Consider the following 26,174-nt stretch of genomic DNA (forward strand, 5'->3'; position numbering starts at 1 on the left):
GTGACTGGGGTGCCCCTGCATTTCCCCGACAATGGCTCCCATGCTGCAAATCCTGACAGTGACTTTTCCTTTTTTTGCCTTGGTGCTCTGCGGCTATCTGGCCGCCCGCCGGGGCATGCTGCCGCTGGCGGCCATCCCCGGGCTCAATGGCTTTGTGCTGTTTTTCGCGTTGCCGTGCATGCTCTACCGTTTCGGCGCGAGCACGCCCATTGGTGAACTGTTGGATGTGAGTCTGGCGCTCACCTACCTGCTGTGTGCCTTGGTGATGGTGGCTTTTGTGGTGGCAGTCACGCTGCACGGTCGCATCGGCTGGAATGACGCTGCCTTTGGCGCACTGGTGGGCGCCTTCCCCAACACCGGCTTCATGGGGGTGCCGCTGCTGGTTGCGCTCTTGGGGGCCAAGGCGGCGGGCCCTGCCATCGTCACGATTCTGGTGGACATGGTGATCACCTCGTCTCTGTGTATTGCGCTGTCGCGTCTTGGCGGTGACCCTGCGCAAGGCGGCGTGTCGGCGGGGCAGGCTGCCAAAAACGCGCTAAAGGGGGTTGCTGCCAATCCCATGCCTTGGTCCATTTTGCTCGGAGCCTTGTTTTCAGCGCTGCAGCTCGAGCTACCCAAGCCTGTTGCCGCTACGGTGGGCCTGCTGGCCGATGCGGCTTCACCGGTCGCGCTGTTCACCATCGGCGCGGTGCTAGCCCGCTCCCAAATGCTGGCCAAGGACGACAAATCCCACGAAGTGCATTGGCAGGAATATGTGCCAGTGGCACTGATCAAGCTCTTTTTGCACCCCTTGCTGGTGCTGCTGGTCGGCGTGTCGGCAGTGAGCCTCGGGGTGCACATCGACAAATTTGCACTCACCGTGCTGGTGCTGCTGGCCGCCCTCCCGAGTGCCAGCAATGTGTCGCTGCTGGCAGAGCGCTTCGGTGCGGACAATGGGCGCATTGCCCGCATCATTCTGGTTTCTACCGCAGCGGCCTTTTTTACATTTTCGGGTGCTGTGGCGCTGATGGTAGGAATTTAGTTGCTATTGAATTGATAGCTACTCGCGCAGGTTTTATGGGCGCCAGAGGCTGAAAAGATGCTGATCTTCAGCCGTCAGGGGCGAATCCATGGAAATGCAGGTGGCTTTGCTCTGGCGCGCACAATAATCACATGGACACTCTGATGAATTTCGTATCCGCCATTTTCCGCACCGCACTCAAACTGGTGCTCATCGCTGCAGCCGCCGTCTTTGCCCTGAGCCTGATCGTGGTTGCGCTGCTGAGCGTCGTGTGGGTGCTGCTCAAGGCCTTGCTGACCGGCCGCAAACCGGCGTTTGTCACCACCTTCCAGCGGTTCAACCAGGCGCGTCAGCAGTTCAAGCGCGGTGATTGGGCGACACGTAGTGGGCGTGGCTTTGTCCGTCCTGCGTCGGACGACGTGGTGGATGTGCAGGCGCATGAGGTGCAAGCGCAAAAGGCCAGGGGCGCTTTGCCGCTAGACCACTAAAGCCAAGTGCTTATCGCTTACGGGATAGAAACAAAAAAGGGGAGCCTCGGCTCCCCTTTTTTGCAGTTAACGAAACCTTGTTAAGCTTGCTTGGTCTTGCGGCGGCGTGCTACGGACGCCATCAGGCCCAGACCGGCCAGCATCATGGCGTAGGTTTCTGGCTCGGGCACCGCAGTCACGGCTACCTGAACATCGTCTACTTTGAGGGCGCCCAAGTTGGTCGCAAAAGCCAGTGTGTAGTGGCCGGCTGCCAGATTATTCCAAGTGTAAGACACATGCTGGTCCGCACCCGGCAGGCCGCCTGGGCCGGGGTTGTTCAGCAAAAAGCCAAGGCCGGTATTTGCCAATGTCTGGGAAGGTCCGGACAGGCTCCACGACGCGGCGGTCGATGCTGCGGAGTACCAGAAGCTCACGGTCAGGGACTGGACGGCCGACAGTGTGGAAAAGCTGTAACTCGCCGTGCTGGTGCCGGGCCGCGTCAACAAGAGGTAGTCGTCCGAAGTGAACGGCGCGTTGAACGCGCCAGCGCTGAAGCTGGTTCCGCCGTTGAAGTTTTCAGTATAGGTGGTGGTGTTACCGATGACGGAAGTGGTAACCGTGGCTTGTGCCGCTACGCCGGAGAGCGCGATGGCCATGGCGGCGATGGTTTTTTGGAGTTTCATGAGCATCCCTAGTTGATGGGTTGACTGTATTTGTGGGGTAGGGGGTGGGCAATAGGCCGTCTGGACTAAAAAGCCTTGAAAACTCCCGGGAACTCGTGTGGCCGCAGACAGCGTGGAAAGGGCGCTTTGTCTCGTCCAAGCATTGTGATTTGCTATGTAAAAAGTAGCTGCTTGCGCATATTTGATGTGCGCCAAGCCCGCTTTTTGCTTCAAATCGCCAACGGATCCACATCAATCGCCCAGCGGATCAGCCCTTTGCACTCGGGCTGGCTGCGGGTGGCGTGGAGCACGCTTTGCCAGGCGGTCAGGAACTGCTGGAGCGTGGCGCGTGAGGGGCACTCGATGAGCATCTGGGCGCGTTCGATATTGGCCACCCGTTGGATGGCCATGGGCACGGCGGGGTAGAGGAAGACTTGCGTCAGCGCCTCGGCCCAGCCGTCCCACGCGGCCATCTCGGTTTGGGCGAAGGTGCGGGCGGCGTTCAAAAAAGCTTGCGCCGCTTCTTGCGTTTTGGCTTCGGCGCGCACCAGCGCTTGGGCGCTGAAGGGCGGCATGTTGGCTTGTTCGCGTTCTTTGAGCTGCTGCGCGGCGAAGGTGGGGTAGTCGTGCTTCTTGAGGGCGGCGTACAGGCCGTGTTCGGGCTGGAAGGTTTGCAGCCACACCTCGCTCTGCGCGCCCAGGGTCGCATCGCGCCCCGCGCGACCTGCGGCCTGCATCAGCAAACTGAACAAGCGCTCGGGCGCCCGGAAGTCGCTGCTGAACAAGGCGCCGTCCGGGTTCACCGCTGCAACCAGCGTGATGCGGCGGAAGTCGTGGCCCTTGGCAATCATCTGCGTGCCGACCAGCACATCCACGTCCCCCGCATGCACGGCAGCCAGTTGCTCTTCCAGCTGGCCTTTGAGCTTGGTGCTGTCGGCGTCGATGCGTGCGATGCGCACATGTTCGCCGTCCGGGTTCTCGGGCGTGACGGAGCCATGGCGTCGCACATCCACCAGCAGCTCTGCCAGGTGTTCTTCCAGTTGCTCGGTGCCGCGCCCGAAGGGGGCGATGTCCACATTGCCGCAGTCCGGGCAGGCGCGCGGCACCCGCTCAGTAAAGCCGCAGTGGTGGCAGCGCAGGGTGCGGTCGATTTTGTGGAACACGCGGAATGCGCTGCAGTGCGGGCACTCGCTCTTCCAGCCGCAGTCTTCGCAGGTCAGCACCGGGGCGTAGCCGCGCCGGTTCAAAAACACCATGACCTGCTCGCCACGCGCCACCCGCTCGGTGATGGCCGCAATCAGCGGGGTCGAGAAAATGGCGCGCCGGGGCTGGTGGTTCATGTCCACCCGGCGCACCAGCGGTAATCGGGAAGACTCTCCGATACGGCTGGGCATGTGCAGGCGCAGGTAGCGCCCGCCTTCCTCGGCTGCGCGGCTGTGGTGCCAGGTCTCCAGCGAGGGCGTGGCAGAGCCGAGGATGACCTTGGCCCCCTCCAGCTTGCCCCGGTAGACAGCGAGGTCACGCGCAGAGTAGCGGGCACCTTCGCCGCTTTTGTAGCTGGGGTCGTGCTCCTCGTCGACCACGATGAGTCGCAATTTGGGCAGGCTGGCAAACACCGCCATGCGGGTACCCAGCACGATACGGGCCGCACCTCCATGGGCGCTGAGCCAGCTTTTGAGGCGCTGCGGGTTGGTCATGCCGCTGTGCAGGCTGACCACGGCCTGTTCGCCGTAAAGCGGGGCAAAGCGGGCCTTGAAGCGCTCTTCGAGCTGGGGGGTGAGGTTGATCTCCGGCACCATGACCAGCGCTTGGGCATCCGGGTCGGCTGCCAGCAGCTTGTGCACGCAGTGCAAATACACCTCGGTCTTGCCGCTGCCGGTGGCGCCGAACAGCAGATAAGGCCCGGGGTGTGCGTCGATCTGCGCAATCGCCGCAGCTTGCTCGGGGCTGAGTGCCGGTGCGGCCAGCACGGCGCCGCCGGCACCCGCTTCCACCTTTTTGCGTTTGAGGCGCCGCGCCATCTGCTCTGGGTTCAACTCGCGCAGCTGCGGGGGCAGGGCGGCGAGCGCCACTTCGCCGGCCGAGCGCTGGTAGTAGGCGGCGGTAAAGCTCAAGAGTTGCTGCCAGGCCCGGCTCAAGGGCGGAATGCCCTCCAGCACACCGGCTATGTCACGCACCTTGGCAGGATCGAACTCGCCGGTCGCCTCTGCAGTAGCCGCATCCCACACTACACCCAGCGTCTCGCGCTTGCCCAAGGGCACCCGCACTAGGGTGCCGGCCGGCAACAGCTGTTCGCTGCGGTAGGTGAGCACCGGTCCGAGCGCCGCATGCGCCGGCGTGTGCACCAAAACGGGCAGCCAATGGCTCATGGGCAGGGTCCGGAGGTCGTCTGACTTCTCGTGATGCGGAATGTCACTTGGGGCGTCTTCTTGAGGTGAACTTGCGGAATGAGTGCTAAGTGCTTGATTTACATGAGGTTTGCATTTGATTCAGGTTTTCTGTGGATAACTTTGTTGATATGTGCCTTGAGCCGCGCTTCAGGCCTTATAAATCAAGGGTTTTCTTACGCTGCCCAGAAAAAAAGCAAAAACAGAAATTTATATAAATCAAGCACTTAGGAGCGCTATCGGTTTTGTAGCGCTGCTCCTACCAAGGGGATTAAGGGTTAACCCTAAATCGCCATTTTTGTGCATAACTAAGTGTCGGAAACTTTGTTTTTTCAAAAAAAACGTGGTAGCCGATCAAGCGCGCAAGCTTTTGGAGTGGCTGTGTACCGCCGCCACCAGTGCCGCCACATGTTCCGGCGGGGTGTACTGGCTGATGCCGTGGCCCAGGTTGAAGATGTGCGTGGGGCCGGTGCCGCTGCCTTGATAGGGCGTGCCGAAACTGTCCAAGACTTTGGCCACTTCAGTTTCGATAGCAGCCGGTGGCGCAAACAACACGTTGGGGTCGATGTTGCCTTGCAGCGCCTTGCCGGGGCCGTTCTCCATGCCGCCGACCAAAGCACGGGCTTTGGCAAGGTTGACTGTCCAGTCCAAGCCCAGCACTTCGCAGTCTAGCGCCTGCATGTCTTGCAGCCACAAGCCGCCGCCTTTGGTAAACACAATCCGTGGCACCACTTTGCCGTCGGTGCCGAAGCGCTTGAGTTGTTTCAACACGCGTGCGGTGTAGGCCAGGCTGAACTCTTGGAAAGCGCCATCGGCCAGCACGCCGCCCCAGCTGTCAAACACCATGACCGCTTGGGCGCCTGCGTCGATCTGGGCATTCAAATAAGCGGCGACCGAGTCCGCGTTGATGGCCAGCATGCGGTGCATCAGGTCCGGGCGGCTGTACATCATGGTTTTGACCAGGCGGTAGTCGTCGCTGCCCTTGCCTTCGACCATGTAGCAGGCCAGTGTCCAAGGGCTGCCACTGAAGCCGATCAGGGGCACGCGGCTCTTGCCGTTTACGGTGAGTGCCTTGCGGATGCTGCTCACCGCGTCAAACACGTACTGCAGCTTGGCCATGTCGGGCACTTCGAGCTTGGCCACATCGGCCTCGTTTTTGATAGGGCTGGCAAAGCGCGGGCCTTCGCCCTGGGCGAACGACAGGCCGAGGCCCATGGCGTCCGGCACGGTCAGGATGTCGCTGAACAAAATGGCCGCATCTAAAGGGTAGCGCTCCAGGGGTTGCAGGGTCACCTCGGTGGCGTATTCGCGGTTGGTGGCCAAGCCCATGAAGCTGCCGGCGGTAGCGCGGGTGGCCACGTATTCCGGCAGGTAGCGGCCGGCCTGGCGCATCAACCACACAGGGGTGTGAGGCGTAGCCTGGCGCATGCAGGCCTGCAGAAAAGTGGGGTTGTGCAGGCCGTCAAAGGTGGTGGCTTCGACTGCGAAAGGTGCGTTGGTGGGGTTGATGTCGGTCATGGACCGATTGTCGCAGTTCAAGCGCCTACCGCTTTTGTCTTGCCTCAAGTCAAGGCCAGATGGCCCGTACCCCGGTGGCTTGCTTGGTAGCTGCGCCCAAGTGCCTCAAGACGCGGCGCGCGCGTGCTCTATCAGTAGGCATTTGTCCTGCACCGTCTGCATACCGGCGGCCCGGGCGCGGGCCATGGCGTCGTCGTTGCGGATGCCGAGTTGCAGCCAGATCGCAGGGGCGCCGATAGCAATCGCCTCGTCCACCACCGGCGGCACATCCTCGCTGTTGCGGAACACGTTCACCATGGCAATCGTTTCATGCGCCGCGGCTTCGGTGAGGCTGGGGTAGGCCTTTTCGCCCAGGATCTCTGCAGCGTTCGGGTTGATCGGCACGATGCGCCAGCCCTGCCGCTGCATATAGGCCGCCACCTTGAAACTCTCGCGGTGCGGCTTGGGCGACAGGCCCACCACTGCCACGGTGCGGGGCGGGAACAGCAGCGGGTGAAGGGTGTCGATGGAGCGCATGGTGGTCCGTAGGGTGAAGGTGTGTGGGCGCTTACAAGGTGGCCAAGGTGCCGAGCACCTCGCCGGGCGTCAGCAACTCAGTCAGCACTTGGGGGCTGCGCCCCGGGGCGTACAGCACATAGACCGGCACGCCGCTGCGGCCGAGTTGCTCCAGCGCGCGGGTGATGGCGGGGTCACGCCGGGTCCAGTCTGCCCGCAGCAGGGTGACTTGTTTGGCGGCAAAGGCGGCCTCCACCTCGGCTTGGCCCAAGGTGGTTTTCTTATTCACCTGGCAGGTGATGCACCAAGCGGCCGTGAAATCCACAAACACCGGCTTGCCTTGCTGCAGCGCGGCTTGCACCGCGGCATCAGACCATGGCTGCCAGTGGGCGCCTGCCGGTGTGGCACCGGTAGTGCGCGCGGTAGGCTCCTCCGCGGCTTTCAAGCCAAATTGCCATGTAGCGCTTATAGATATTGCGCAAGCAGCTATAGAAATGATAGTAAATATCGCTTTGGAGCGCCCGGTTTGCCGCAGCGCCCAGACCCCAAGGCCCACGCTCAAGAGCAGCAGCAGCAAACTGGCAGCACCATCTACACCGGCCAGATGACCCAGCACCCACACCAGCCACACCACGGTGGCTGCCATCGGGAAGGCCAGGAAATGCTTGAAAGTCTCCATCCAGGCACCGGGGCGCGGCAGCATCCGGCCTACCGCGGGCCACCAGCTCGCCAGCAGGTAAGGCAAGGCCATGCCGAAGCCGAGTGCCGCAAACAACACCAAAGACTGCGCGCCCGGCAAAGTAATCGCATAGCCCAGCGACGCGCCCATGAACGGCGCGGTGCACGGCGAGGCAATCGCCACCGCTAGCACCCCCGACAAAAATGCCTCGGCCACCGGGTGCCGCAGTTGCAGCCCGGCCAAGCGGTCGGGCACTACGCTGCCGATATGCAGCCAACCGGCCAGGTTCATCGCCAGCAGGGTGAACAACAAGGCCAGGGCCACAATCACCGCGGGGGACTGCAGCTGAAAGCCCCAACCCAGCTGTTCGCCCCCGGCGCGCAGCGCCAGCAGCAAGCCACCCAGCGCCATGAATGACAGCACCACTCCGGCGGTGTAGGCCAAGCCTTGGGCACGTTGCTGGCTACGGGGCTGGGCGCTTTGGCCGGCAAAGCCCAGCACCTTGAGTGCCAGCACCGGGAACACGCAGGGCATCAAATTTAAAATCAGCCCGCCCAGCAGGGCGCCCATCAGCATCCAAGCCCAGCCGCTTTGCGCGGCGGGCGGTGGGGTGTTGCCACGCGCATTGCTGTCCAGCGCGGCTTGCAGGGCTGGCGAGACGGTTGCCATGGCAGCCACCGGCGGCCAAGTGCCGTTCACAGGTACCTCGGCGCGCAGGCTCTCGGTGCCACCGGCACTCAGTACCCACGCCAAGCGCGTGGGCGAGGTGTTGCGTTGGGCGGCGTAAGGCAGCCAGGCCCGCCAGGTGGTGCCATCCCAGCCTTGCTGGCGGAGCTGAAGTGCGCCTTGGTGCAAGCGGTCGGCGTTAGAGGGCAGGGCCGGGGTGTCGAGCAATTCGGCGGTTTCGGGCAGTGCCTGAAGGGCCCGGCCCACCCATGCAGCGGGCAGGCCGCTTGCCTGCAGGCGCAGGCCTTCGGGCTCAGCGGTCACTTCAAACTTACCGGTGAAGGGCTGCGGCGCAGCGGCCCACGCAGCCTTGAAGAGCCCGGTGTGCAGCGCGGTGGAGCCTTGGGCCGGTATCCGCACACTGAAACGGCCTTCCTGGGGAATGCACTCTTCGCGGCACACCAGCCAGCTGGCCGCCAGCTGCACCTCGGCGCCCGGGGTCAACCCGGTGGCTTTGAAGTCGCGGCTTACCTGCACGGGCACCGGCAGCAGCACCTCGCCCTCGTAACCCAGGTTGGCCAAGGTGCCGATGGCGATCTTTTGCGGGGCCGGCCAGGCAATCTCGCCGGCACTCAGGCCGGGCGGCAGCGTCCACTGCAGCAGCGTGGGCAGGCCGGAGTCGCCGGGGTTTTTCCAATAGGTGTGCCAATGGGGCTGGTGTTGCAGCCGCAAGCCCAGCCACAGAGTGCTGCCGGGCGTGAGCCCGTCGGGCGCATGCACCAACAGCTCGGCGCTCACCTGTTCGGTGCGCACCGTGGCTCCCGCGGCTGCGCTCGCAGCGGGTCCGCCCAGCGTGGGGCTGGTTGCAGGCCCCAATTGGGCATGAGCCCCCGAAAACAGTGCGCAAGCAGCTATAAAAAAGAGAGCGGCAGGCAGGCGGCGCACGCGGGCGCAAAAAAAGGAGTCGTTCATCTGCTGGTCAGAGCCACTAGGGCGGGCAATAGTTCCTCGCGCGGGGCGGGCCGTGGGGCTGGCTTGCGAGGGCTGGGGTACTTGCGCTGGGTTATAACAGGCAGGGCAAACAGGCACGGTTGTTGCACCTGCGCTTTGTGCGCTTGACCCGTACCCTACCCGCGGCCATACTGCGTCAGCACTTTTGTACAACCTTCGGAAAGGCCCGTTCCGCGTGAAGTTCCCGAGTTTTTCGCTGCGCCAAACGCTGATGCTCGGGGTGGCCGCCGGCATTCTGTTGCCAGCCCTGTTCTTCGCCGGCTTTCAGGTCACCAGCAAGCTGGAGACCGAGGTCGCACTGCGGGTCGAAGCCCCCCTCAAGCAATATGCCGACGTACTGTCGCGCGGCATGGCCGTGGCGGTGTGGAATCTGGACCGGGGTGTTGCGATCGAGCTTGTCGAAGCCGTGATGCGCAACCCCGACGTGGTGAGTGTGACCGTGACCGACGAGTTCGGCGAGCCCTTCGTCAAGCGTGGCGACGCCTCGGGCGATATCGACAACCAGCGGCAAGAAGAGCGCGAAATCACCTACAACGGCGCCCGGGTCGGCAACTTGAGCGTCACCATGTCCACCCTGCAGGTGCAGGCTGAGGCGCGTGATGAGTTGATGCGCTTCTCCGGTGCCTTGCTGCTGCAGGTCGCGCTGGCGTTTGCCTTTATTTGGCCCTTGTTCAGCAGCCGCATCGTGCAACCCATGCTGCGCCTGCGGGAAAGTGCCCTGCGCCTGGCCCGCGGGGATTTGTCCGAGTCGGTAGCCAGCCCCAAAAATGACGAAATGGGCCAGCTCTCCAACGCGCTCGACACCATGCGCATCGACCTCGGCGCACTACTCGGCGAGCGCGAGCAAAAAACACTGGCCCTTCAGCGCGAGCTCGAAGAGCGGGCCCGCACCGAGCAGGCGCTGCGCGACAGCCAGGCCAAATTTGCCGCGATTTTTGACGCCTCGCCAGTGGCGATGTCAGTGTCGACCATGGGCGAAGAGGTACAGACCCTCGATGTCAACTCCGCGTGGGGCCGTGTGTTCGGCATGGACCGTGCCAGCGTGATCGGCACCAATGGCAAGCGGATGGGGATCTGGAAAGACCTGGAAGTGCGTAAACGCGCGCTGGAAACGCTGCGAGCTACCGGCGAACTGTCCAACTTTCAGGCGTGGATGAGACGCGGCTTGCATGGGGCCGAGATTTATTGCGACTTGTCCGGCCGGGTGGTGTGGCTGGAGGGGCAGCAGGTGTTGATCATGGCGTTTGACGACATCACCGAACAGCACCGCTACGACGAAAACATCCTCCAGCTCAACGCCACCTTGGAGCACCGGGTCCAGGAGCGCACCCAGGAGCTGACCGATGCTTTGGGGCAACTGCGCGCCGCCCAGTCCGAGCTGGTGCGCGCCGAAAAAATGTCGGCCTTGGGCTCTCTGGTGGCCGGCATTGCCCACGAGCTGAACACCCCCATCGGCAATAGCCTCACCGTGGCCAGCACCCTGCAAGACCATGCTGACAACTTTGCGCAGAGCATGAGCAAAGGCTTGACCCGCAGCCGGCTGGACGAGTTCGTGGCCAACACCCAGCAAGGTGCCGGCATCTTGATGCGCGGCCTGCAACATGCGGCAGAGCTGGTGGCCAGCTTCAAGCAAGTGGCGGTCGACCAGACCAGCCTGAACCGGCGCAATTTTGAGTTGCAGCACACGGTGGCAGAGATTCTGCTGACGCTGGGGCCCACCATCCGCAAGTCACCGCACAAGGTGACCACCGATATCCCGCACGATGTCGAGCTCAACAGCTACCCCGGCCCCTTGGGGCAGGTGCTCACCAATTTGATGAATAACGCCCTGATCCACGCGTTCGACGACAACGGCCCGCCCGGCACCATCCAGATCACCGCCCGCCTGGACGGCGACAACCGGCTGGAACTGCTGGTCTCGGATAACGGGCGCGGCATACCGGCAGCGCACTTGGCGCGGGTTTTTGACCCGTTTTTCACCACCCGTCTGGGCCAAGGCGGCAGTGGTCTGGGGCTCAATATCGTCTACAACCTGGTGACCAAAACACTGGGTGGCACCATCGATGTGAGCAACCTGCCCGACTCGGGGGCATGCTTCCGCATCCGCATGCCGCTCGTGGCACCGGTGATCGCGCCGGACAGTGCCGCTGGGTAAGATGGAGTGATGCACCCTCCCTCCCGTTTCTGGGCTGACTGGACCAGCCCGCAATTCGACGCCGCCCGCACCGCCGGCACGCTGGATCGCCTGATTGCCGTGTTACCCGTAGCCGCTACCGAGCAGCATGGTCCGCATCTGCCGTTGCAGGTGGACAGCGCGCTGGTTGATGGCGTGGTAGCGCATGCGCTACCCCATATCGCCCCCGATGTTCCCGCCCTGTTTTTGCCCACCCAAGTCGTGGGGTACAGCCCTGAACACGCGGAGTTCGCCGGCACCCTGACCTTCAAGGCCGAAACCGTGATCCGCATCTGGACCGAGATCGGCGAATGCGTGGCCGCCACCGGGGTGAAACGCATGGTGCTGTTTAACAGCCACGGCGGCCAGGTAGGGCTGATGGATGTGGTGGCGCGTGACCTGCGCGCCCGCCTCGGCATGTTGGTCTACAGCGTCAACTGGTTTGGCTTGCCCCTGACCGCACCCGATGGCAGCGATGTGAATGCGCTCTTCAGCGCCCATGAGCACCGGTTTGGCATCCATGCCGGTGACGTCGAAACCTCGATGATGCTCGCCCTGCGCCCTGACCTGGTAGACATGGCGCAAGCAGAAAACTTTGCCTCGACTTCTGAAGACCGTGCCAAGGCCTTTCCTATTCTTGGCAATGGCAAGAGCGCCAAGCTGGGCTGGCAAATGCAGGACTACAACCCCGCAGGCGCTGTCGGCAACGCGGCGGCTGCTACAGCAGCCAAGGGCGAGGCGGTTTTGTCTGCCGCAGGCCGCGCACTTGCGGGCTTATTGGCCGAGATCCATGCACTGCCCGGCGACACTTTGAGGTCGCTGGCTTAGCTCAGTCGGCTGGGGTGCACAGGCGGGTACCCGCCTCGCCACGGCGCCAGCACGGTGTGGCGCGGGTCGGGTCCGGGGTGGGAATGCCCTGCAGGTCAATATTGACAGCCCGGGTCTCAAAGGCCTGCACACCCTGTGCGCTCAGGCGCAGCTTCAGCACCCACGCGCGGCGCTGGTCGTCGTTGTCGGTTTCCTTCATCACAAAGTTGCCCACGCTGTAGACGATGGGTTTGCCTTGGTGGTAGTCAATGTCCTGGGTGACATGCGGGTGGCCGCCAATCACCGCGTCCGCACCCGCATCCACCATGCGGCGGGCCAAGGTGCGTTGGCGGCTGTTGGCTACCAGTTCGTTTTCCCATCCCCAGTGCATGACGGGAATCACCAAATCCGCGCGGTGCACCGCACGGGCGGCGCGAATGTCGGCCACCACCTGCTCGTCTTCGCTCCAGGCGATGCCCGGGGCGTCAAAGTCCGCTTCAAAACTGCGCGGCATGAACTCGTTGTAGCTCAGTAGCGCAATCCGCAAGCCCTTGCGCTCCAGGATCAGCGGCGCGTGGGCCTCTTTCAGGTTGCGGCCACCACCAAAGTACTGCAGCCCGGCGGCCGGCAGCAGGGTGAGCATTTCGGCAAATGCTTCGCGGCCATAGTCGCCCGAGTGGTTGTTGGCCAGGGCCAGCGCATCGAAGTGGCGCTTGAGCACTGGCAAGGTCCGCGGGTGGGCCCGGAAGGTGAAGTTTTTGTCGCCCGCCGAGCCGGTGGTCGCCACTACGCACTCGAGGTTGCCAATGCGGATATCCGCCTTCGCAAAAAAGTCCCGGAAGCCGCCGAACGGGTCTTCGCCCCGCTCGATCATGGCGCCCGCCACATCGTCAAGCACGATGTCTCCGGCAAACACCAGCGTCACCCAGCCCGACTCGTTGTGGGCTGGTGGCACCGGCTGGGCCACGGCTGCGCTGTGGCCCAACAGGGCGATAGTGCCTGCGAGCAGCAGGCCGAGCACGTGGTTGAGGGTGGGGCGCTTCATGGTTGCACCCCGTGCAGTACACACTCGTATTGCAGTTCCCGCTCGACGGGGCCTGCATACACAAACTGTTTGCCGGTCAGCCGTTGCCCACCCGGCGCCGCAGTGAACGGCGGGAAATAGCTGGCCTGCTGCACCAGCACCGGCTGGGTAAGGGTATCGAGGTAGGCATAGGTTTTGATGTATTCCGGCTGCGCGCCACGGCCCACCACCACCGCCTTGAAGAAAAAGCGCCCGCCCACATCGACCGATGCGACCGGGTATGGGTCGTCCACGGGCGTGGCCTCCAGGGTTTGGGTACTGCCAGCGTAGGTGAGCTCACAGCGGAGCAAGGGGCTGGCGTGCAGGGTAGTGGCGCACATCAGTGCGGCACAGGCCAACAGGCGAAAGGTTAAACACAGCATGCGCAGATTGTGCCGGTGATAGGCCCCGGTTGGGCCGCGGCCGCTAGCGGATGCCGCGTATATACCGGTGCCCGCCCGCATCGGCTGCGCCCAGCAGCGAGTCGGATGCACCGGGCAGCGGCGCAGGGCGGGTGTTGCCCCCCAGCATGCCGAACAACTTGTCGCGGCTGGTCGCGCGGTGGGGATGCTGCGGCTCCATGGCGAGCTCCAGTTTGGCGGCCCACTCGCCGAGGTCGGCATGGCCGTCGTCTTTAGCGGCGGCGCGCGCAAAGCGGATGATTTCAGCGGCGTACTCGGTGTTGCTGGCCATCCACTCGGTATCGGTCACCCGGCCGGTTTTGCGGCGCAGCAGCACGTGCAAATGGGCGGCAATCGCCAGTTTTTCGCTGTTCAACATGCAACACTCCTTGGCAGCCGCTGGCGGCCGCAACCTGTTTCAAATCACTCCATCAACCCCCGATGTGCTCGCGGTGTTGCGACACATCCAGGCCCACCAGTTCCGCGTTGTCATCGACCCGCAGGCCCACAATCACCTTGGTCAGCCACAGCAGCGCAAAGCTCATGGCGCCGCTGTAGACCACCACCACAACCGCGCCCAGCGCCTGGGTGGCCACACTGCCGGTCACGCCAGAAATGCCCTTGCTGGCAAACACCCCGGTGAGCAAGGACCCCACGATGCCGCCTATGCCGTGCACCCCAAATACATCCAGTGAGTCGTCAGCATTGAGCATGCGCTTCAGGCCGGTCGCGCCCCAGTAGCAGGTCACCCCCGCCACCAAACCGATGATCACCGCCGCGCTGGGCGACACAAAACCTGCCGCCGGGGTGATCGCCACTAGCCCTGCCACCAAGCCGGAGCACAGCCCCAGTAAAGAGGGGCGCCCGCGCATGACCCATTCACCCAGCATCCAACTCATGGCACCGGCGGATGCCGCAAGGTGCGTAACCGCCATGGCCAAGCCCGCCCGCCCATCGGCCGCCACCGCCGAGCCGGCATTGAAGCCGAACCAGCCCACCCACAGCAGGCCTGCGCCTACCATGGTCAGGCCCAGGTTGAAAGGCTCAAACGGCTCTTTGCCATAGCCCTTGCGGGCGCCCAGCATGTAGGCGCACACCAAACCCGAAACGCCCGCATTGATGTGCACCACGGCACCGCCTGCAAAGTCGAGCACGCCCATTTGCACCAGCCAGCCGCCCGGCTCCCACACCCAGTGGGCAATCGGGGCGTACACCACCACCGACCACATGCCAATAAACAGCAGCATGGCCGAGAAGCGCATCCGCTCGACCAGCGCGCCCACAATCAGCGCCCCGGTGATGATGAAAAAGGTGAGCTGAAACATCGCATACACCGACTCTGGGATATTGGGCGCCACATGGCTCACCGCCACCAAGCCCGCCTCTTTGAGGTAGCCCAGCCCGCTGAACCACATCCGCTCGGTCCCGCCCAGCCAGGCCGTGCCCGGCGTAAAGGCCAGCGAGTAGCCCACTGCAAACCAGAGCAGGCTCAGCAGGGCTGCCACCGCCACCACACTCGCCATGGTGTTGATGACACTCTTTTTGCGCACCATGCCGCCATAAAACAAGGCAATACCGGGCAGCGTCATCAGCAACACCAGCGCGGTGCTGGTCATCATCCAAGCCGTGTCTGCGGCGTTGATGCTGTCTTGTTTGGCCAGAAACGGTTTGGTCGGCGCTGGCGATACCGGTGCCGATGCAGGCTCTGGAGTCGGGGCTGTTGCCGGTGCTGGCGCGGCAACCGCAGCCGGGGCCGGGTCAGGTGCAACCACCGCTGCAACTGGCGCGGCCTCGGTAACAGTGCCGCTGGCGGGCGTTTGTGCTTGGGTATTGAGCGACCAGCTCAGCACGACGATGCCCATCCATAGCGCTAGGGAGGGCAGACCTTTTTGGTGCATTGTGTTCCTCTGTGTTTTCCAACACAGGTCACAAAGCACGAGCTATGCCAGAGGCGCCAAGGGCGTCTTCTTTAGCGACGCGAGCGCGACACCCTCAGGAGTAAGTCACCCAATCCGCGTGGGCTGCGTCATCCAGGTGGGGCAGGGTGTTGTAGGTCACCAGCATGTGGCGCTTGGGCGTGTAGGCCAGCTCGGTTACAGAGCTGTTGCGGATGCGCAGGTTCAGCTCAATCGTGGTTTCGGGCGTGGTGCCCAAAACATGCCCCACAGCGGTGGAGATAGGCCCGCCACTGCTGACGATCAGCACATTGCCGGTGTGCGACTTGCGCACATGCTCCAGCGCGCTGGTTACCCCGCGCACAAAGTCGTCGTAGCTGGGCATGCCCTGCGGGCTGACCACCCCATTCATCCACTGCGTCAGGCCGTCGCGCAGCAGCCGGAAATGGTGGCGGTACATCTCGGGCGTGTCGGGTTTTTCGAGGGGCGTGGGGTGAATCGCTTTGATCACCGCCTCGCTGTCGTATTCATTCAGGCCCGGCCACTCAAGGGGCTGGTGTGTGAGCCCCGCGCCTTGGGCAATACCCGCCCAAGTCTGGGCGTGGCGCTTGAGTGTGCCGGTGATTACCGCGTCAAACTGCAAGCCCTTGCCCGCAAAGTACTCCCCCAGCCGCACGCTCTGCCGGTGGCCGAGCTCGCTCAGGTTGTCGTAATCAGCCGCCCCGAAAGAGGCCTGCCCGTGGCGCACCAAATAAAGATTTCCCATGGGAAGGATTTAAGCCCAATCGGCACTTGGCGCTTGTTAAATGTGCGACAGCAGCTATGAAATTAGGAGCGCTATGCCTGTGGCTGGTTCGCGGTGCTATGTAGGGCAGTGCACAAACAAACGTGCTGTAACGGCGTTCAATGGCTGATGCCCAAGCTATCTCTTTACGAAACCCTGGAAGTCAGCCCGCAGGCCAGCCCCTCGGTGATCCGCGCGGCCTACCGCTGCTTGGCCCAGCAACACCACCCGGACAAACACCTGAACTCCGACGCCGCCGGGCAGCGCTTGGCGATGATCAATTTCGCGTATTCGGTGTTGGCGGACCCGGTGAAGCGGCGGGGCTATGACATCCGAGAGGGGATTGATGCTGCGTTTGTGGAGCGACGGGGGCTGGATGTGAGGCCCCGGATTCACCATGCGCCGGATTCTGCGGGTGGTGTCACTTGCCGGCCGTTTGCTTTTCGGCCTTTGGTTTAGGGGAGACTCTTGGCACGCTCACTGCCAGGTTTTGACTGTTAACCGGGGGGGTAGACGTGATCTTTGGTGATCTCGACCATGGGGCCTGGATTCGATTGAACAGCTTTGAGGCGGAAGCGTTGCGTTCCGGGTCCGCCATCGGCATCGGTGTAGTCGATACGCATGATCGTGAGGTCGTTCGCTACGCCAGTTGTGTATTCAAACTCAAAAGACTGAGATTCCCCGCGAGCGATGGATCCCAGTCGGGTTAATGTAGAAAGCTTAAGCGGTGGATCAAAAGTGAAGAGTACATCTGTTGCGGTGCTTCCAACGTTCTTTATGTTGGACGTGTACCTGACAGTTGCAGACCAGAAAGCACCCGGATCGGAAACGATGAACTTTGGCTGGGCAGCCTGACGCTTGTCTTCCCGTGCTGCTCGAAGCGCTTCCAATTCAGCATCTACTTGCCGCCGAGTCACTTCCACCAGTTCGCGTTGCTGGTTTACCGAGTTTCGCAATTCTTCTGCCTGCAGCTCAAGCGCCTTCGTATTCAGGCGCAGTTCGTCGCCTTGCTGCATAAAGCCGAGGACAAGCCACAAGAAGGCCACTGGAGAGAAGAAGCCAGCGAAAACGTCTCCCCATTCGTTCATCTTTGTTGGTCTTGCGTCTGGCGTGGCGATGACTATCCAAGCCCCTAAGGCAAGCCAGGTGATGGTCAGAACGACACCGAGGAGGAATTTGCTGTCTCGCATGGGAGGATGATGGCGCCTAACGAGGCAGTAGAAAGCTTGTGCTTGAGTGGATGTTTAAATTCGATTTTTTTCAGTGTACTGGCTGCTGTGCAGTCGATTAACAAGCCCTGAAACCCTGCAAAACTGTTCATCAGCGTCTTAATTCAATGTGGGTTCATCGTAATGTCAGTTTGCTGGGAGATTGGTTTGATGTGAGTGGTTTCTCATTTCGCGTGAATGGACTACAAAAACACTTGCCGACCTCCCTAACTCAAACCTAAAAAACGGCGTTGACAAGCTAAATGGCACGCTCGCGTTATTTGCACTTAAATTATGCAGACGCTAATGCAAAAAGCGCCAATAGCCCGCATAAAAAAAGCGCCAGCAGCTATCAATTTCGCAGCACCCCGGCAAACACCGCCGAGTCCACATTCCCCCCGCACAGCGTAATCCCCACCGTCTGCCCTTGTAGGCCCTCGCGCTCTTGCATCGCTGCGGCGAAGCTGGCGGCACCGGCACCTTCGGCTACGTTGTGGGTGCAAGCGAAGATGTCGCGCATGGCTTGGGCGACTTCGGTGTCGGTCACTTGCACGAGGTGGTCGATGGCGCCCATCAATATCTCCAGCGCCTCAGGGTCGGCGACGCGGCAGGCCATGCCGTCGGCCAGTTGGGTGGTCACGGGCGCCTCCACCACTTTGCCGGCTGCGAATGAATCGGCATAGGTGGTGGCGTGTGCGCTCACCACGCCCACGATGCGGGCCCGGTGGCCCAGTGCGCGTTTGGCAGCCACAGCGCTGCAGGCGCCTGAGCCTTGGCCGATGGGCACATAGATCACGTCCAACTCCGGCGCGGCCTTGAGCAGTTCCCACCAGTAGGTGGCTACGCCGCGCAGCAGGTCGGGGTGGAAGCTGGGCACCATGTGGGCGCCACGGTCTTGGGCGAGTTGGATGGCGAACTCGCGGCTCTCTTGAAAGTCGGTGCCATGCTCGATGAGGGTGACGCCCAGTGCGCGCATGGCGGCGTTCTTTTCTACCGAGTTGCCGCGCGGGACCACAATGGTGCAGGGCACGCCGTGCGCGCGCGCGGCCCAGCCCACGCTTTGGCCGTGGTTGCCGCGCGTGGCGCCCACCACTTCGGCGGGCATGGTGCCGCGCTGGGCCAGCTGGTCAAAGTAGGTCAGGCCGCCGCGGATTTTGAAAGCGCCCACCGGCGTGTGGTTCTCGTGCTTGAACCAGCAGGTGGCGCCCAGCAGGCTGGAGAGCTGGCCCCAGCGGTACTGCGGCGTGGGGCCGAATTCGCGGTACACCACCTGGGCCGCAGCTTCGATGTCTTGCAGGGTGGGGAGCAGGGCGTTGGCAGTCATGGTGGGTCCTGAAGCAGTGTGAAATTCAATGTGCGTGGGTGCTGGTGCGCAGCAGCTGCAGCCCGGCCATGCCGAACACGGCGGCCAGCAGGCCTTCCAATCCGCGGCGGGCACGGGCATAGACGCGGCGTGCGGCCGGGGTAGAAAACGCCAGCGCATAGCCGCCGAAGATGGCCACCCCCATGACCATGCAGCCGCCCACCACCACCCATGCCAAGTGCGGCGAGGCGCCGGCAGGAATGCCCACGGTGACCGTGGCCAGCCAGCTCAAAACGGCTTTGGGGTTGGTGAGGTGCATGGCCAAACCACGCAAATACAGGCTGCGCGCATCCACCGCTTGCGGTGTGGCCGATGCCGCAGAAGCTTGGGGCTGCAAGGCCGAGCGGCCCGACTTGAAGGCCAGCCACAGCAGGTACAAACCGCACAGCACTTTCATGGCGATCAGCCCGGCGCCGAAGCTGGCCAGCAGCTGCGAGATGCCCAGTGCTGCCAGCACGCCCCAGAACCAGGAGCCGCTCAAAATGCCCAGCGTCAGCCACAGCGCGGGGCGGCGCCCGGCGTTCATGGCCATGCCCATGATGGCCATGTTGCTCGGGCCGGGGCTGGCGGTGCCAATCAAATACGTGGTCCACGCCAGCGCCAGTTGCGCGGCCATGGGGGCGTACAGCCACGCATCCAGCGGCGCCATCACAGGGTAACCTTTCCTTCAATGCAAGTGACCGAGTCGCCACCCACCCACACCTGGCCATGCGCGTCTTGCTCAATAAAGACGCGGCCGGCACGGCCAATGCAGGTGCCTTGGGCGGCCACGTAGCGGGCGGGGGCGATGCCGTCGGCAATCAGCCACTGGGCGAGGCTGGCGTTGAAGCTGCCTGTGACGGGGTCTTCGGTCACGCCGATATCGTCCGCAAAGAAGCGGACCTCGATGGACGGGGTGTCGTCTAGTGTGGCGGCGCTTGAGCTGCTGCTGCCCCCGAAAGCGCGCGCTTCGCGGTTGCTGCGCACTATCAAATCAGGAGCTTCTGGCGCACTGTCCATGCCGGCTACACCAATGCCGCGTGCCAAGCCTTTGAGGGCGGAGTGGTCCGGGCGCAAGTCCAGCACGGTGTCCATGCTGTCGAGCAGCAGGCCCAACCAGACTGGCCCGTTGTCCAGCCACTGGGCTGCGCGGATCTGCTCGGTGCGCAGCCCCAGGGCCGCAGCCACCTCTGCGATCAGCGCTGAGTCGGGCGTGCTGCGCTGCAGGCTGGGCGCGGCAAAGGCCAGGCGGCTGCTATCGCGCTTGAGTTTGACTAAACCTTTGGCGCACTCTTGCACGATGGTGCCAGCCGCCTTGGGCGTGCCACCCGCTTGCAGCCAGGCGTGGCAGCTACCCAGCGTGGGGTGGCCGGCAAACGGCAGCTCATCGGCGGGGGTGAAGATGCGCACCCGGTAGTCCGCACCCTGCGCCGCGGCAGCGGGGCTGGGGGGCAGCAAAAAGGTGGTCTCGCTCAGGTTGGTCCAGCGGGCGAAGGCCTGCATCTCTTCATCGCTGAGGCCGCTGCCATCCATCACCACGCCCAAGGCGTTGCCCAAGTAGGGGATACGGGTGAAGACGTCGACTTGTTGGTAGGCGCGTGGGGTCATGGGCTGTCTCTTCGGGTTACAGAGTGGCGCTGCCGCGTATGCATGTGACCGAGTCACCGCCCACCCAAACCTGGCCGCTGGCGTCCTGGCGGATGTGGATGCGGCCTTCGCGCTGGATGCAGGTGCCCTGGTGCACCACGTAGCTGGCGGGCATGTATTCGTCCGCAATCAGCCACTGGGCCAGGCTGGCGTTCAAGCTGCCGGTGACCGGGTCTTCGTTGATGCCGTTGAGCGCGGCAAAGGCGCGCACTTCCAGTTTGGCTGCTATCGAATCAGGAGCTGCTCGCGCACTGTCCACGGCGGCTACGCCCACTTTTACGCCCAAGTTCTTGAGGGCGGGGTGGTCGGGCTGCAGTTGCAGCACGGACTGCATGTCGTCCACCAGCACGCCCAGCCAGTCGGTGCCGTTGCTCAGGTGCTGGGCCGAAATGATTTGCTTGGCCGTCAGGCCCAGCGCGTGGGCCACCTGTGCCAGCAAGCCGGGGCTTGGGTTTTTGCGTTGGAACGAGGGGGCCGCAAAGGCCAGGCGGCTGCCATCGCGGCAGATCTGCACCAGGCCTTTGGCGCACTCTTGCACGATGCGGTCTTTGGCTCGGGGCGTGCCACCGGCCTCCAGCCAAGCGTGGCAGCTGCCCAGTGTGGGGTGGCCGGCAAAGGGCAGCTCGCCGCCGGGGGTGAAGATGCGCACCCGGTAGTCCGCGCCCTGTGCCGCTGCCTCGGGCGTGGGGGGCAGCAAAAAGGTGGTTTCGCTCAGGTTGGTCCATCGTGCAAAGCCCTGCATCTGCGCATCGTTCAGGCCACTGCCGTCGAGCACGACGGCGAGCGGGTTACCCAGATACGGCTGGGCAGTGAACACATCGACTTGGGCGAAGGGGCGAAGCTGGGGCACGAGGAGCCTTTCTAGGGTTGAGCGTTATGAAATAGGGAGGTCGAGCACACCGCGCGTGGCCGGGCGCGCCAGGATGGCCGCAAACCAGCGCTCCAGGTGCGGCCAGTCAGGCCGCGGCTGCGGCAGGGCGAACCAGCGGTGCACATCGCAGGCCACGGGAATGTCTGCCATGCTGAAATACTCGCCGCACATCCAGGTGCGGGTGGCCAAATGGTCGTTGAGCTGGGCCATGGCCGGCTCGGTGGCGGCGGTGGAGCGGGCAATGACGGCGGCGTCGCGCTTGTCGGCCGGCGTGCGGAACCACTGCAGAAACGCGCCACCGCTCTCGCGGTTCAGGGTGGTTTGTTGCCAGTCCATCCAGCGCTCGGCGTCAAAGCGTTGGGTCAGGTCTTGAGGGTAGAGCTGGTCGTTACCGTACTTGGCGCAGAGGTAACGGACGATGGCGTTGCTCTCCCAGAGCGTGAAGTCGCCATCCTGCAACGTGGGCACCAGCGCGTTGGGGTTCATGGCCAGGTACTCGGGGGTTTTGACCACCCCGAAGGCCATGCCCGCATCGCTGCGGGTAAAGGCGACGCCGGTTTCTTGCGCGGCCCACACCACTTTGCGTACATTGAGCGAACTCAGGCGCCCCCAGATATGGACCGTCATGTTCAGCTCCTTTGGGCGTGGATGGCTTCGGCCAGCGCGGCCACACCGCGGTGGATTTCTTCCACGCTGGGGGTCACAAAGCTCAGGCGCATGGCGCGGGCATCGGCATTGCCGGCGTAGAACGGGGCACCGGGCACAAAGGCCACACCCTTGTCCACCGCGTGGGGCAGCAGGTCCACGGCGTTCATGCCGGCAGGCAGGCGCGCCCACAAGAACATGCCGCCGGCCGGGGTGTTCCAGGTGAAAGTACTGTCGGCATTGGCAGAGTCCGGGCCTTGCGACTCGGGGAAGTGTTTGGCCAGCGCTTCCAGCATCGCGTCGCGCTGGGCTTTGTAGAGGCTGCGGATGGTGGGCACATGGCGGTCCAGGAAACCGTTTTGCATCACCTCAAAAATCAGGCGCTGGTTGAAGCCGGGGCTGTGCAGGTCGGCCGCTTGCTTGGCTTGCAAGAGCTTGGGGTACACCGCCTTGGGCGCCACGATAAAGCCCATGCGCAGGCCGGGCGCCAGTACCTTGGAGAACGAGCCGAGGTAAATGCCGCCTTCGGGGTTGCGCGCAGTCAGCGGCGCAGGAGGCGCCTGGTCAAACCACAGGTCGCCATAGGGGTTGTCTTCCATGATGGGCAGGCCGCTGCGGGCGGCTTCTGCGCTGAGTGCTGCGCGGCGCGCTTCGGTCATGCTGCGGCCGGTGGGGTTCTGGAAGTTGGGCAGCACATACAAAAAGCGGGCTTCGGCAGACTTGGCGGCCAGGTCGGCAATGTCGATGCCTTCTGCGTCGCTGGCCACGCTCACCACGTTGGGCTCCATGGGGGTGAATGCCATCACCGCACCCAGGTAGGTGGGGGACTCGACTAGCACCTTGCTGTCTTTGTCGATCAAAATTTTGGCGACCAGGTCCAAGCCCTGCTGCGAGCCGGTGGTGATGAGCACTTGGGCGGGATCCACGTTCCAGGTCACGCCGGCAGCGGCACTTTGCGCCTTGAGCTGGGCGGCGACCAGTTCGCGCAGGGGGCCATATCCCTCGCTGGCGGCGTACTGCAGGGCGCCTGCGGGGTCGTCTTTGAGCACCTTGGCGCAGGCGGCTTCAAACTCGGCCACGGGGAATGTTTTGCTGCTGGGCAAGCCGCCGGCAAAGCTGATGATGCCGGGCTTCTCGGTCACTTTGAGGATCTCGCGGATCACCGAGGGGTTCATCTTGGCGGCACGTTCGGCCAGGGTCCAGTGCGTGGAGTTCGTCATGGTTATCGTCTCTTGAAAAAAATTCGGAGTCAGCCCTTGAGCATAGGGTAGAGCGAGGCCACCAGGGCCAGCGCCATGGTGATGTTGAAAATGCGCAGGCGCAGGGGGTCTTGCAGCAGGCCGCGCATGGCCTGCCCGAAGCCTACCCAAAACGCGGAGCACGGCGCACCCATCACCATAAACAGGCCTGCCAGCAGCGCCACTTGGGCCGCGCCGGCGTTGGGCGAGAGGTAGGTACTCATGCAGGTCACCGCCATCACCCAGGCTTTGGGGTTGATCCATTGAAAAGCCGCCGCAGCCCAAAACCCCATGGGGCGCAAGATGGCCGGGTTGCCGGGCTCTGCTGCGGTGGCGCCGCTGGTGTGGGACGGCCGTGCGCTGGCCAGCTTCCAGGCAATCCAGAGCATGTAGGCCGAACCCAGGTAGCGCAGCACATCGTAAAACTGCGGAAACCGGTCCAGCACCGAGTGCAGGCCCAGACCCACACACAGCAGCATGAAGGTAAAGCCCAGGTTCACGCCCCAGAGGTGGCGCTGGGAGCGCCGGAACCCGAAGTTCACGCCCGAGGCCATGAGCATGGTGTTGTTAGGCCCCGGAGTGACCGAGCTGACCACGGCAAACAGGCCGGCGGCGAAGAGGGTTTCGGTGTTCATGGCGTGGCCCTTGGCAGGTCGGTGGGGCTGGCCCGGGGTGCAGGTGGGGGCACGGGGCTGGAGGCAAACCGCTTGCCGATGAACACGGTAGCCACCACGGCCAGTGCAAAGCCCACCGTCATCAGGTCCAGCGACTCGCCCAAAAGGGGGATGGCCGCCAGAATGCTCAAAAACGGTTGCAGCAGTTGCACCTGGCTCACTTTGAGCGTGCCACCCAGCGCCAGCCCGCGGTACCAGGCAAAGAAGCCTGCCCACATGGAGAACACGCCCACATAGCCCAGCGCCCACCAAGAGCTGGCGCGGATCGCCTGCTCAGGCCAAGTGAGCCAGGCACCCGGCAGGGTGACGGGGAGTGCGAGCACACACACCCAGCAGATGACCTGCTCGGCACCCAGCGTGGGCGTGACCTTGGCGCCATACACATAGCCCAGCGCGGCAGACACCACTGCGCCCAGCATCAGCACATCGCCCCACTCCAAGGCCAGGCCCGGGCCATGCTGCGTGGCGCGGTAGAGCGAAAAGCCCACAACCAGCGCGGCGCCAATGCAGGCACTCAGCCAAAAGCCCAGCCGCGCCCGCTGGTGCATGACGATGGCGGCCACCACCGCAGTCGCCAGTGGCAGCAGCGCAATGATGACGGCGGCGTGGCTCGCGCTGATGGTGAGCAGTGCGTAGCCGATCAGCAGCGGGAAGCCCAGCGCATTGCCCAGCGTGGCAATGCTTAAGGGGCGCCACTCGGCGGCGGTGGGCCAGCGCGAGCGGGTGGCCAGCAGAAACACGATCGACAAACCGCCGGCCAGCGCCGCGCGGCCCAGCGTCACAAACCAGGGCGAGAGCTGGGGCGCGTCGGCGGTGCCGGTGGCCAGGCGGGTCATGGGCAGGGTGATGGCAAAGATCGCCACGCCCAGCAGGCCCAGCCAGAGGCCGCGTGTTTCGTTTTTGGAATTCATGCGATTCACTGTACTTTGAAAAACAACACAGTTGCAGTACAGTTTCGCTAAACAGCCTGCAATCTGTATTGCTGGCACGACCGTTACAGCGCCACCCCAAGGGACCGACCCATGTTGATGAAAACCGCCGCCCAGACCCTGGCTGAGCAGCTCTGCGCTGTGTTCGCCCAGCGCATTCGCGACCGCTTGCTGGCGCCCGGTGCGCGCCTGCCCTCGGTGCGCCTGTGTGCCCAGCAGCAGAAGGTGAGCCCGTCGACCGTGGTGACGGCCTATGACCAGCTGCTGGCGCAAGGCCTGATCGAAGCGCGCCGCAACCGCGGGTTTTATGTGCGAGATGTGCCACTGGCCCAGGTGGATGGTGCGCGTGTAGCTATGATTTCAGGAGCAAATGAAGCTGGTACGGACGGCGGCAGTTTGGTGCTGACCATGCCCCGCCAGCGCGCGCCGCTCAACGCCACGGCGCTGATACGCGGCATGTTCCATGGCGTAAGTAACAAGCCGCAGCCCGGCATGGGCGTGCTGCCCAAGGAGTGGCTGGAGACTACCTTTTTGGCCACCGCGGTGCGCCGCAGTTGCAGTGTGGAGGCGCTGAACGCCTTCTCGCTGCAATACGGCGAGCCGGCCGGCGACATCGGGCTGCGCCGGGCGCTGTCCACCAAGCTGGCGGGACTGGCAGTGCATGCCGCGCCGGAGCAGATCATCACCACCATGGGCGCCACCCACGCGCTGGACGTGGTCAGCCGCACCCTGCTGCGTGCGGGCGACTACGTGATGGTCGAAGAGCCCGGCTGGGCGGTGGAGTTTGCGCGGCTGGACGCCTTGGGCATGCGCATTCTGCCGGTGCCGCGCCGCGCAGAAGGGCCGGACCTGGAGGTCATGGCCAAGTACTGCGAGGTGCACAAGCCCAAGCTGTTTGTGAGCGTGAGCGTGTTCCACAACCCCACCGGTTTTTGCCTCTCGCCCAGCAGCGCTTACCGCATCTTGCAGTTGGCGAACCAGCACGACTTCCATATCGTTGAAGACGACACCTACAGCCACTTCGCCCCCGAGCACGCCACCCGCCTTTGCGCGCTGGACGGGCTGCAGCGCACGATTTATGTGGCGGGTTTTGCCAAGATCCTCGCGCCCAACTGGCGCGTGGGCTACATGGCTGCGCCCAGAGACTTGGCCGAGCGCTTGCTGGACACCAAGCTGCTCTCCACCCTGACCACGCCGGCCTTACTGGAAAAAGCCATTGCCTGGTGCATCGACCAAGGCCAGCTGCGCCGGCACGCCGAGCGCATCCGCACCCAGCTGGATGCTGCGCGGGCCCGCAGCGTGAAGCTTGCGCTGGCCCACGGCTGCACTTTTGCCTCTGACCCGGTGGGCTTGTTTGGCTGGGTGGAGACGGGGGTGGACACTGATGCTCTCAGCCAGCGCATGTTGGACGAGGGCTACCTGCTCGCCCCCGGTGCCCTGTTTCATGCGCAGCGCACGCCCAGCAGCCTGATGCGCATCAACTTCGCGTGCACCCAAGAGGCGCAGTTCTGGAAAACCTTTGCCCGGCTGCGCGATGAATCACTACGATTCAAGCAAAAGGCGAATTAGGCAAATTTAATTCAAAAACAAAAAATTTGACTAAAACGGTAAT

Annotated in this window: 25 protein-coding genes; 6 read left to right on the forward strand and 19 right to left on the reverse strand. The window is 63.5% G+C overall.

Features of this window, described 5'->3' with window-relative positions; translation table 11 throughout:
• Positions 1 to 40: 40 nt before the first annotated feature.
• Complete coding sequence (locus tag RAE21_RS18095; RefSeq protein ID WP_313874228.1) at positions 41 to 1,021, forward strand: AEC family transporter; 981 nt, start codon at positions 41 to 43, stop codon at positions 1,019 to 1,021.
• Positions 1,022 to 1,164: 143 nt separating this feature from the next.
• Positions 1,165 to 1,488 carry a hypothetical protein gene (locus tag RAE21_RS18100; RefSeq protein WP_313882549.1) on the forward strand — a complete coding sequence of 108 codons (324 nt, stop codon included), beginning with the start codon at positions 1,165 to 1,167 and terminating at the stop codon, positions 1,486 to 1,488.
• Between the two features lie 80 nt (positions 1,489 to 1,568).
• Here the strand turns inward: RAE21_RS18100 and RAE21_RS18105 are convergent, their stop codons facing one another.
• The 5 genes from RAE21_RS18105 to RAE21_RS18125 all read right to left on the reverse strand — a co-directional run bounded on the left by RAE21_RS18105 (position 1,569) and on the right by RAE21_RS18125 (position 8,846).
• Positions 1,569 to 2,150, reverse strand: a complete 582-nt coding sequence (locus tag RAE21_RS18105) for a PEP-CTERM sorting domain-containing protein (RefSeq protein WP_313882550.1) — start codon at positions 2,148 to 2,150, stop codon at positions 1,569 to 1,571.
• 209 nt (positions 2,151 to 2,359) lie between these two features.
• Positions 2,360 to 4,498, reverse strand: coding sequence for a replication restart helicase PriA (priA, locus tag RAE21_RS18110; RefSeq protein ID WP_313882551.1), 2,139 nt, complete (start codon positions 4,496 to 4,498; stop codon positions 2,360 to 2,362).
• A gap of 372 nt (positions 4,499 to 4,870) precedes the next feature.
• The gene (gene hemE / locus RAE21_RS18115) at positions 4,871 to 6,034 is read right to left on the reverse strand and encodes a uroporphyrinogen decarboxylase (protein WP_313882552.1); all 1,164 of its coding nucleotides are present in this window, start codon (positions 6,032 to 6,034) and stop codon (positions 4,871 to 4,873) included.
• 105 nt (positions 6,035 to 6,139) lie between these two features.
• Positions 6,140 to 6,550 (reverse strand): CoA-binding protein, encoded by a 411-nt coding sequence (locus RAE21_RS18120; protein ID WP_313882553.1) that lies wholly within the window; start codon positions 6,548 to 6,550, stop codon positions 6,140 to 6,142.
• A gap of 31 nt (positions 6,551 to 6,581) precedes the next feature.
• Positions 6,582 to 8,846, reverse strand: a complete 2,265-nt coding sequence (locus RAE21_RS18125) for a protein-disulfide reductase DsbD family protein (protein ID WP_313882554.1) — start codon at positions 8,844 to 8,846, stop codon at positions 6,582 to 6,584.
• Positions 8,847 to 9,060: 214 nt separating this feature from the next.
• On the opposite strand from RAE21_RS18125, the gene RAE21_RS18130 reads away from it, so the two are divergent.
• Together RAE21_RS18130 and RAE21_RS18135 are read left to right on the forward strand one after the other, a co-directional pair.
• On the forward strand, positions 9,061 to 11,040 hold the full coding sequence (locus RAE21_RS18130) for an ATP-binding protein (protein WP_313882555.1): 1,980 nt from the start codon (positions 9,061 to 9,063) through the stop codon (positions 11,038 to 11,040).
• A gap of 9 nt (positions 11,041 to 11,049) precedes the next feature.
• Entirely contained in the window at positions 11,050 to 11,886 is an 837-nt protein-coding gene (locus tag RAE21_RS18135; RefSeq protein WP_313882556.1) for a creatininase family protein, read from the forward strand.
• A gap of 1 nt (position 11,887) precedes the next feature.
• Here RAE21_RS18135 and RAE21_RS18140 read toward each other — a convergent pair whose 3' ends face one another.
• The 5 genes from RAE21_RS18140 to RAE21_RS18160 form a co-directional block, all read right to left on the reverse strand.
• The gene (locus tag RAE21_RS18140; RefSeq protein ID WP_313882557.1) at positions 11,888 to 12,910 is read right to left on the reverse strand and encodes a CapA family protein; all 1,023 of its coding nucleotides are present in this window, start codon (positions 12,908 to 12,910) and stop codon (positions 11,888 to 11,890) included.
• Positions 12,907 to 13,311, reverse strand: a complete 405-nt coding sequence (locus RAE21_RS18145) for a hypothetical protein (protein WP_313882558.1) — start codon at positions 13,309 to 13,311, stop codon at positions 12,907 to 12,909. Before RAE21_RS18145 ends, RAE21_RS18140 begins: the two co-directional genes overlap by 4 nt.
• 43 nt (positions 13,312 to 13,354) lie before the next feature.
• The gene (locus RAE21_RS18150; RefSeq protein ID WP_313874217.1) at positions 13,355 to 13,708 is read right to left on the reverse strand and encodes a hypothetical protein; all 354 of its coding nucleotides are present in this window, start codon (positions 13,706 to 13,708) and stop codon (positions 13,355 to 13,357) included.
• A gap of 52 nt (positions 13,709 to 13,760) precedes the next feature.
• On the reverse strand, positions 13,761 to 15,227 hold the full coding sequence (locus RAE21_RS18155) for an ammonium transporter (RefSeq protein WP_428984046.1): 1,467 nt from the start codon (positions 15,225 to 15,227) through the stop codon (positions 13,761 to 13,763).
• Between the two features lie 94 nt (positions 15,228 to 15,321).
• On the reverse strand, positions 15,322 to 15,990 hold the full coding sequence (locus RAE21_RS18160; protein WP_313874216.1) for a histidine phosphatase family protein: 669 nt from the start codon (positions 15,988 to 15,990) through the stop codon (positions 15,322 to 15,324).
• 147 nt (positions 15,991 to 16,137) lie between these two features.
• On the opposite strand from RAE21_RS18160, the gene RAE21_RS18165 reads away from it, so the two are divergent.
• Positions 16,138 to 16,467, forward strand: coding sequence for a J domain-containing protein (locus tag RAE21_RS18165; RefSeq protein WP_313882559.1), 330 nt, complete (start codon positions 16,138 to 16,140; stop codon positions 16,465 to 16,467).
• A 38-nt stretch (positions 16,468 to 16,505) separates the two neighbouring features.
• Here RAE21_RS18165 and RAE21_RS18170 read toward each other — a convergent pair whose 3' ends face one another.
• From RAE21_RS18170 to RAE21_RS18210, 9 genes are all read right to left on the reverse strand, one after another.
• Entirely contained in the window at positions 16,506 to 17,198 is a 693-nt protein-coding gene (locus RAE21_RS18170; RefSeq protein ID WP_313882560.1) for a hypothetical protein, read from the reverse strand.
• Between the two features lie 370 nt (positions 17,199 to 17,568).
• Positions 17,569 to 18,540 carry a threonine dehydratase gene (locus RAE21_RS18175; RefSeq protein ID WP_313882561.1) on the reverse strand — a complete coding sequence of 324 codons (972 nt, stop codon included), beginning with the start codon at positions 18,538 to 18,540 and terminating at the stop codon, positions 17,569 to 17,571.
• A gap of 25 nt (positions 18,541 to 18,565) precedes the next feature.
• Positions 18,566 to 19,228 carry a LysE family translocator gene (locus tag RAE21_RS18180; protein WP_313882729.1) on the reverse strand — a complete coding sequence of 221 codons (663 nt, stop codon included), beginning with the start codon at positions 19,226 to 19,228 and terminating at the stop codon, positions 18,566 to 18,568.
• Positions 19,228 to 20,166: a PhzF family phenazine biosynthesis protein gene (locus RAE21_RS18185; protein WP_313882562.1), complete on the reverse strand. Its 939-nt coding sequence runs from the start codon at positions 20,164 to 20,166 to the stop codon at positions 19,228 to 19,230. Before RAE21_RS18185 ends, RAE21_RS18180 begins: the two co-directional genes overlap by 1 nt.
• Before the next feature lie 16 nt (positions 20,167 to 20,182).
• Complete coding sequence (locus RAE21_RS18190) at positions 20,183 to 21,055, reverse strand: PhzF family phenazine biosynthesis protein (protein WP_313882563.1); 873 nt, start codon at positions 21,053 to 21,055, stop codon at positions 20,183 to 20,185.
• A gap of 24 nt (positions 21,056 to 21,079) precedes the next feature.
• A complete protein-coding gene (locus tag RAE21_RS18195; protein WP_313882564.1) occupies positions 21,080 to 21,703 on the reverse strand; it encodes a glutathione S-transferase family protein in 624 nt (207 codons plus the stop codon).
• A gap of 2 nt (positions 21,704 to 21,705) precedes the next feature.
• Positions 21,706 to 22,941, reverse strand: a complete 1,236-nt coding sequence (locus RAE21_RS18200) for an aminotransferase-like domain-containing protein (RefSeq protein ID WP_313882565.1) — start codon at positions 22,939 to 22,941, stop codon at positions 21,706 to 21,708.
• Between the two features lie 29 nt (positions 22,942 to 22,970).
• Positions 22,971 to 23,594 carry a LysE family translocator gene (locus RAE21_RS18205; protein ID WP_313882566.1) on the reverse strand — a complete coding sequence of 208 codons (624 nt, stop codon included), beginning with the start codon at positions 23,592 to 23,594 and terminating at the stop codon, positions 22,971 to 22,973.
• Positions 23,591 to 24,544, reverse strand: coding sequence for a DMT family transporter (locus RAE21_RS18210; RefSeq protein ID WP_313882567.1), 954 nt, complete (start codon positions 24,542 to 24,544; stop codon positions 23,591 to 23,593). The genes RAE21_RS18205 and RAE21_RS18210 overlap by 4 nt, the downstream gene beginning before the upstream one ends.
• 111 nt (positions 24,545 to 24,655) lie before the next feature.
• Here RAE21_RS18210 and RAE21_RS18215 point away from each other — a divergent pair, with 111 nt between their 5' ends.
• Entirely contained in the window at positions 24,656 to 26,131 is a 1,476-nt protein-coding gene (locus tag RAE21_RS18215; protein ID WP_313882568.1) for an aminotransferase-like domain-containing protein, read from the forward strand.
• Positions 26,132 to 26,174: the final 43 nt, after the last annotated feature.

The organism is Rhodoferax potami, from assembly GCF_032193765.1.
GTDB classification, from domain to species: domain Bacteria; phylum Pseudomonadota; class Gammaproteobacteria; order Burkholderiales; family Burkholderiaceae_C; genus Allorhodoferax; species Allorhodoferax potami.